Here is a 6,231-nt window from a genome sequence, read left to right as displayed (position 1 = left end):
GCGCGCCCGACCCCCGCGGCGTCTCTCACACCGCCACCCCCGGCCGCCCGCCCGGGGGCCCCCCCCCCCGGCGCCCGCCCCGCAGCAGTGCCTGGCTCTCCCAGACCAGTGACCAGCGGCGGTAGTAGGCGGCGTACGAGGAGAGGGTGCGCACCAGCGGCCCTGACTTGCCCTCGGGGCGCAGATCGGCGTCGATGAGCAGGGGCGGGTCCACGGTGGGGAGCTGGAGCAGCCGTCGCATCTCGTTGGCCACGGCGAAGGCGGCGCGGGCGGCCTCCTGGTCGTCGGCGCCCTCGCGCGGCTCGTGGACGAAGAGCACATCGGCGTCCGAGCCGTAGCTGAGCTCATGGCCGCCGAAGCGGCCGAGGCCGATGACGGCGAAGCGGGTGGGCAGTTCATCGCCCCAGGTGTCGCGGACGGCGGCGCGCAGGGCCCCGGCGAGGGTCGCGGCGTTCAGATCGGAGAGGGCGTCGCCGACCATGTCGATCAGCACGCCGTCGTCCACGGGCGGTTCGGCGGCGGGGGCGGCGGGCCGGGCCGGGACGTGGGGCTCGGAGGCCCGCAGGGCGCTGGGGACCTCGGGCGCCTTGGCCGGTGCGGGGGCGGCCGCCCCGGTGGCCCGGCCCGGCGTCTGATCGCCCGACGGCGGCCAGCTCACGGTCGGGCGCACCTCGCCGTTGGCCAGCCGGGCGCTCTCGATGATGTCCGCGGCCGCCGTACGGAACATCTCGCGCCGCCGCACCCCGCGCGCCGCCGCGACCGCCTGTTCGGCGCCTTCGGCGCGGCCGACCGCGGCCAGCACCTCCTGCTCCAGATGGGCCCGGCCGCGCGGGCGCAGCCCCTCCGGGTCGCCGAGCAGGGCGACCGCCTCGGGGGCGCGCAGCAGCAGATCGGGGGCGAGCCGCCCGGCGGAGAGCACCCGGGCCAGGTTCTCGGCGGCGGCGCCCTCGTCGCGCAGCAGCCGCAGGTACCAGGGCGTCTTGCCCAGCGCGTCCGAGACCTTGCGGAAGCCCAGCAGCCCGGCGTCCGGGTCGGCGGAGTCGGCGAACCAGCCCAGCAGCACGGGCAGCAACGTCCGCTGGATCGCCGCCTTACGGGTCACACCGGACGCAAGGGCCTCCAGATGGCGCAGCGCATCGGCCGGGTCCGCGTACCCCAGGGCGGTGAGCCGCTGACCGGCGGCCTCGGAGCTGAGCCGGATCTCGCCGGGCTGGAGCTGGGCGACGGCGTCCAGCAGCGGCCGGTAGAAGAGCTTCTCGTGCAGCCTCCGTACCTCGCGGGCGTGCCGCCGCCAGGCGGTGCCCAGCTCGGTCACCGGCTCGGTGCGGAACCCCAGCGACCGGCCGAGGCGGCGCTGGTCGGCCTCGCCCTCGGGCATCAGATGGGTGCGGCGCAGCCGGTAGAGCTGGAGGCGGTGCTCCATGGTGCGCAGGAAGCGGTACGCGGCGTCCAGCGCGGCGGCATCGGTGCGCCCCACATAGCCGCTGGCGGCCAGGGCCGCGAGCGCGTCCAGCGTCGTACCGCTGCGCAGCGACTCGTCGGACCGCCCGTGCACCAACTGCAGCAGCTGGACGGCGAACTCGACGTCGCGCAAGCCGCCGGGGCCCAGTTTGAGCTCGCGGTCGACCTCGGACACGGGGATGTTCTCGACCACGCGGCGGCGCATCTGCTGCACGTCGGGGATGAAGTTGTCGCGCTCGACGGCCTGCCAGACCATGGGCGCGAGGGCGTCCACGTACGCCTGGCCGAGCGCGGCGTCGCCCGCCACCGGACGTGCCTTCAGCAGCGCCTGGAACTCCCAGGTCTTGGCCCAGCGCTGGTAGTACGCCAGATGGCTGGAGAGGGTGCGCACCAGCGGGCCGTTGCGCCCCTCGGGGCGGAGGTTGGCGTCGACGGGCCAGATGGTGCCCTCGACGGTGACGTCGGAGCAGACGCGCATCAGCCGGGAGGCGAGCCGGGTGGCGGCCCGCACCGCCTCGCCCTCCTCGACGCCCTCGACGGCCTCCGCCACGAAGATCACGTCCACATCGGAGACGTAATTGAGCTCGCGGCCGCCGCATTTGCCCATGCCGATCACGGCCAGCCGGCAGGCGGCGGCGTCCTGCGGCTGCTCCTCGGCCGCGATCTCCAGCGCGGCCCGCACCGTGGCGGTCGCCAGGTCGGCCAGCTCGGCGGCCGTCTGGGTGATGTCAGTGGTGCCGCACACATCGCGGGCGGCGATGGCCAGCAGCGCCCGGCGGTAGGCGACGCGCAGCGCGTCGGGCCGGGGCATCCCCGCCCCGGGCGCGCCCCATACCCCCTCGGCCAGGGCCCGCTCGAACTCGGGGGTGGCGGGGTGCAGATCGGCCGCCTCATAGGTCACCAGGGCGTGCCAGTCGCCCGGGTGGCGGGCGAGGTGGTCGCCCAGCGCCTCGGAGGCGCCGAGCACCCCGAGCAGCCGGTCGCGCAGCGGTTTGGCGGTGACGAGGGTGTCCAGCAGCGCCTGCCGCGAACCGGCCCGCTGCCCGCCGTCCTCCTTCTCCTCCGCGTCCTCCTCGGGCAGCGCCTCGACGAGCCGTACGAGCCCGAGCAGCGCCAGATCGGGGTCGGCGGTCGCGCCGAGCGCCTCCAGCAGCACCGAGTCGCTCCGCACCGCGGCCAGCTCGGGCGCGTCCAGCAGCCGCTGCGCGGCCGAGGCGTCGGTGAAACCGTGCCGCAGCAGCCGGGTGATATTGCTGCTCCTGCGTCCCTGCGGTACGGCCATCCCGCCGCCTCCCGTCCCTGGTCGACTCCGCGCCGCTCGACCACGCGCACACCCGTGATCAAAGGCGCCGCTGACGAGCCTAAGCGACCCCGAGCGCGAAGCGGCAGGTCCGGGCGGGGTCAGGCGCCGACGAAACGGCCCCGCGGCTCGCCGCGAAGATGCCCCGGTGGAAGCCGGCGGCCGTAGGCGACCAGAAGCAGCTCCTGAGCGGCCCCGGTCAGCTCGGCCCCGCTGCCGTACGACCAGTCCAGATCGTCGGCGCGGAGCCGGACCCCGTCGAGGTCGGCCCCGAAGAACTTCAGCCCCCTGGGGTTGACCGTCCCCAGCGACACGCGCAGCCGGTCCTCGGGCACCCGGCGGTCGAGCCCGAGCGCGACGGTGATGTCCAGACCGTGGATCACATCGTGGCCGAGCGCCGCCTCGACCCCGCCCACCGGCGGCTTCCAGGGGTGGTCGGCGTGGTCCCGGAGGTACGCGGCGAGTTCCCCGGTCGAGGCGGCGGCCGCATCCTTACGGGCGAGCCGATCGGTCATCCGGTGGAGGCTGCCACGCGCCTTGACCAGTTCCCACACCACCGCGGGCAGCGGATACCGGAACCCCATCGACATATGCGCCGCCACCTCCCGCACCCGCCACCCCGCACACAGACTGGCCGCCTCCCACTGCTCCTCCGTCAGCCCGTCCAACACCCCCGCAAGCTCCCGGCGTTCGGCCGCGATCGCTCTTCTGATGTCCACGAGGTCCATGAGCTCAAGGGTTTCGGCAGCCCCGCCATAAGTCCAAGAGCTCATGCTTCTCACAGCCAGAAGCGATGCTTATGGAACCAGGGGGAGCAGGTCACAGATACTAGCGCGTATGCGCAAATGTCATGAAAGAAGATCGCTGTCAGACCTGCCTGGGATGCTCCGAGCGTGGAGATGACAATGCAGCTGACGATCGACTGTTCCGATCCGCAGAGAATGGTGACTTTCTGGGCCGAGGCCCTGGGCTACGTGCCTGAGCCTCCGCCGGGCGGGCACGCTACGTGGCGTGATTACTGGGCGGCAGTGGGGGTGCCCGAGGCAGAGTTGCCGGCCGGTGCCGGGGATATCCCAGAGTCGATCATCGATCCCGTGGGACGTGGACCAAGGGTGTGGTTCCAGCAGGTTCCGGAGCCGAAGGTCGACAAAAACCGGTGGCACTTCGACCTGAAGGTCGGTGGGAGCCGTGACGTCCCACTGGACGTCCGCACACAGCGGGTCAAGGCTACGGTGGAACGGCTGGTCAAAGCTGGTGCCACCGTGCTGCGGATCAAGGATGAGCCGGACATGGGGCTCTACGCCGCCGCCATGCAGGACCCCGAGGGCAACGAATTCGACGTCGTCTGAGGCCGTTGCGCCGGTGCTGGTCACAGCCACTCGTTCAGCGTCTGACGGCCCACGGACGGCCCAGGTTCGGCAAAACGGCTCCGGGCCGACGGTTCACCACCGTCGGCCCGGAACGTCACTGCGGCAGGACTACCGCTCTGACCTGCGGCTACAGCACCGGGAGGTTCTTGCGCAGTTCGAACGGCGTCACCTCGGAGCGGTACTCCTCCCACTCCTGCTTCTTGTTGCGCAGGAAGAAGTCGAAGACATGCTCCCCGAGCGTCTCGGCGACCAGTTCGCTGCGCTCCATGAGGTCGATCGCCTCGCCCAGGTTCTGCGGGAGGGGCTCGATGCCGAGGGAGCGGCGTTCGGCGTCGGAGAGGGCCCAGACGTCGTCGTCGGCGCCGGCCGGGAGTTCGTAGCCGCCCTCGATGCCCTTGAGGCCGGCGGCGAGGAGGACCGCGTAGGCCAGGTAGGGGTTGGCGCCGGTGTCCAGGGAGCGGACCTCGACGCGGGTGGAGCCGGTCTTGCCGGGCTTGTAGAGGGGGACGCGGACGAGGGCGGAGCGGTTGTTGTGGCCCCAGCAGATGTACGAGGGGGCCTCGCCGCCCGCGCCGGCGGTGCGCTTGGAGCCGCCCCAGATGCGCTTGTAGGAGTTGACCCACTGGTTGGTGACGGCGGAGATCTCCCCGGCGTGGCGCAGCAGACCCGCGATGAAGGAGCGGCCCACCTTGGAGAGCTGGAACTCGGAGCCGGACTCGTAGAAGGCGTTGCGGTCGCCCTCGAAGAGGGAGAGGTGGGTGTGCATGCCCGAGCCGGGGAACTCCGAGAAGGGCTTCGGCATGAAAGTGGCCTGTACGCCCTGCTCCAGCGCGACCTGCTTCATGACCAGGCGGAAGGTCATGATGTTGTCGGCGGTGGAGAGCGCGTCGGCGTAGCGCAGATCGATCTCCTGCTGGCCGGGGGCGCCCTCGTGGTGGGAGAACTCGACCGAGATGCCCATCGATTCCAGCATGGTGATCGCCTGGCGGCGGAAGTCCATGCCGATGTTCTGCGGGGTGTGGTCGAAGTAGCCCGAGGAGTCGGCGGGCACCGGGCGGCTGCCGTCCACCGGCTTCTGGTTGAGCAGGAAGAACTCGATCTCGGGGTGGGTGTAGAAGGTGAACCCGAGGTCGGAGGTCTTGGCGAGGATGCGCTTGAGGACGAAGCGGGGGTCGGCGAAGGACGGTGAGCCGTCCGGCATCAGGATGTCGCAGAACATCCGAGCGGTCCCGGGCGCCTCGGCGCGCCAGGGCAGGATCTGGAACGTCCCGGGGTCCGGCTTGGCGATCATGTCGGACTCATAGACCCGGGCGAAGCCCTCGATCGCGGAGCCGTCGAATCCGATGCCCTCGTCGAAGGCACCCTCGAGCTCGGCCGGCGCGACGGCCACGGACTTCAGGAAGCCGAGCACATCGGTGAACCAGAGCCGCACAAACCGGATGTCGCGCTCTTCGAGCGTACGGAGCACGAACTCCTGCTGCTTATCCATGGTCCCCAATCCTTGCAGGTCAAACGGCTCTTTGTGCGGGCGCGGGGCACCTTCCGCAACCCCAGTATCACGCGGCGGGATTTCACGGAGGTTTCGTCCGGTCGCCCCGGTCTCCCCTCACTTCACCACGATGGGTGCATCGTACTTTCACCCGGCCGGTCCCGGACCCGGCCGTTCCGCCCCCTCCGTGGCGCCTGCCGGGGCTCCATACCCCTTGGGGGTAGGGTGCCGAATATCACGATGATCAAACGGTCAGATGATGATCTGAACGGTCAGATGGAGGCGGCGATGCACCGAGGCCCTGTCCGGTGGATCTTCGCGGCTGTGACATCAGGGGCTGACGCCGCGGGGCCCGCGGCGTCTGGTGCAGGGGGCACCTCCCAGCGGCAGCTGGGGGAGCATCGCAAGGCGGAGGGTCGTCCTCGAGGGGGCACCGCCCGGACGAAGTCCCGGGGAGGGCTTACTTGGGCGATCCCGACAACGCGGCCGGGGGCACCTCCCAGCGGTAGCTGGGGGCGCGGTGCCGGCGTCGCGGGCCCGCGGCGGGCCGCCGGGGGGGGCCTGAGGCGCGCACCCCGCGGCCGCTGCGGGCTCGGGCGCGCGCTGGGGCG

At 71.8% G+C, this 6,231-nt stretch carries 3 protein-coding genes and 1 pseudogene; 1 reads left to right on the top strand and 3 read right to left on the bottom strand.

Going from position 1 to position 6,231, the window contains the following annotated elements; genetic code table 11:
* Window positions 1–61 precede the first annotated feature (61 nt).
* Together ACFXB5_RS51925 and ACFXB5_RS51920 are read right to left on the bottom strand one after the other, a co-directional pair.
* A pseudogene (locus ACFXB5_RS51925) lies at window positions 62–2,743 on the bottom strand (bifunctional [glutamine synthetase] adenylyltransferase/[glutamine synthetase]-adenylyl-L-tyrosine phosphorylase); the annotation flags it as partial.
* Between the two features lie 119 nt (window positions 2,744–2,862).
* Window positions 2,863–3,489 (bottom strand): maleylpyruvate isomerase family mycothiol-dependent enzyme, encoded by a 627-nt coding sequence (locus ACFXB5_RS51920; RefSeq protein ID WP_385222683.1) that lies wholly within the window; start codon window positions 3,487–3,489, stop codon window positions 2,863–2,865.
* A 165-nt stretch (window positions 3,490–3,654) separates the two neighbouring features.
* Here ACFXB5_RS51920 and ACFXB5_RS51915 point away from each other — a divergent pair, with 165 nt between their 5' ends.
* Window positions 3,655–4,110, top strand: coding sequence for a VOC family protein (locus ACFXB5_RS51915; RefSeq protein ID WP_385222680.1), 456 nt, complete (start codon window positions 3,655–3,657; stop codon window positions 4,108–4,110).
* A gap of 148 nt (window positions 4,111–4,258) precedes the next feature.
* Here ACFXB5_RS51915 and glnA read toward each other — a convergent pair whose 3' ends face one another.
* Window positions 4,259–5,620 (bottom strand): type I glutamate--ammonia ligase, encoded by a 1,362-nt coding sequence (gene glnA, locus ACFXB5_RS51910; RefSeq protein ID WP_201857031.1) that lies wholly within the window; start codon window positions 5,618–5,620, stop codon window positions 4,259–4,261.
* Window positions 5,621–6,231 lie beyond the last annotated feature (611 nt).

The organism is Streptomyces sp. NPDC059455 (assembly GCF_042750115.1).
Lineage (GTDB): Bacteria > Actinomycetota > Actinomycetes > Streptomycetales > Streptomycetaceae > Streptomyces > Streptomyces endocoffeicus.
Note: the sequence above shows the minus strand (reverse complement) of the source record. Positions and strands in the feature narration are given on the sequence as shown.

Bases quoted from the DNA above. Each gene is read 5' to 3' on its own strand.
- ACFXB5_RS51920 (WP_385222683.1), bottom strand. From the start codon at position 3,489: ATGGACCTCGTGGACATCAGAAGAGCGATCGCGGCCGAACGCCGGGAG.
- glnA (WP_201857031.1), bottom strand. From the start codon at position 5,620: ATGGATAAGCAGCAGGAGTTCGTGCTCCGTACGCTCGAAGAGCGCGAC.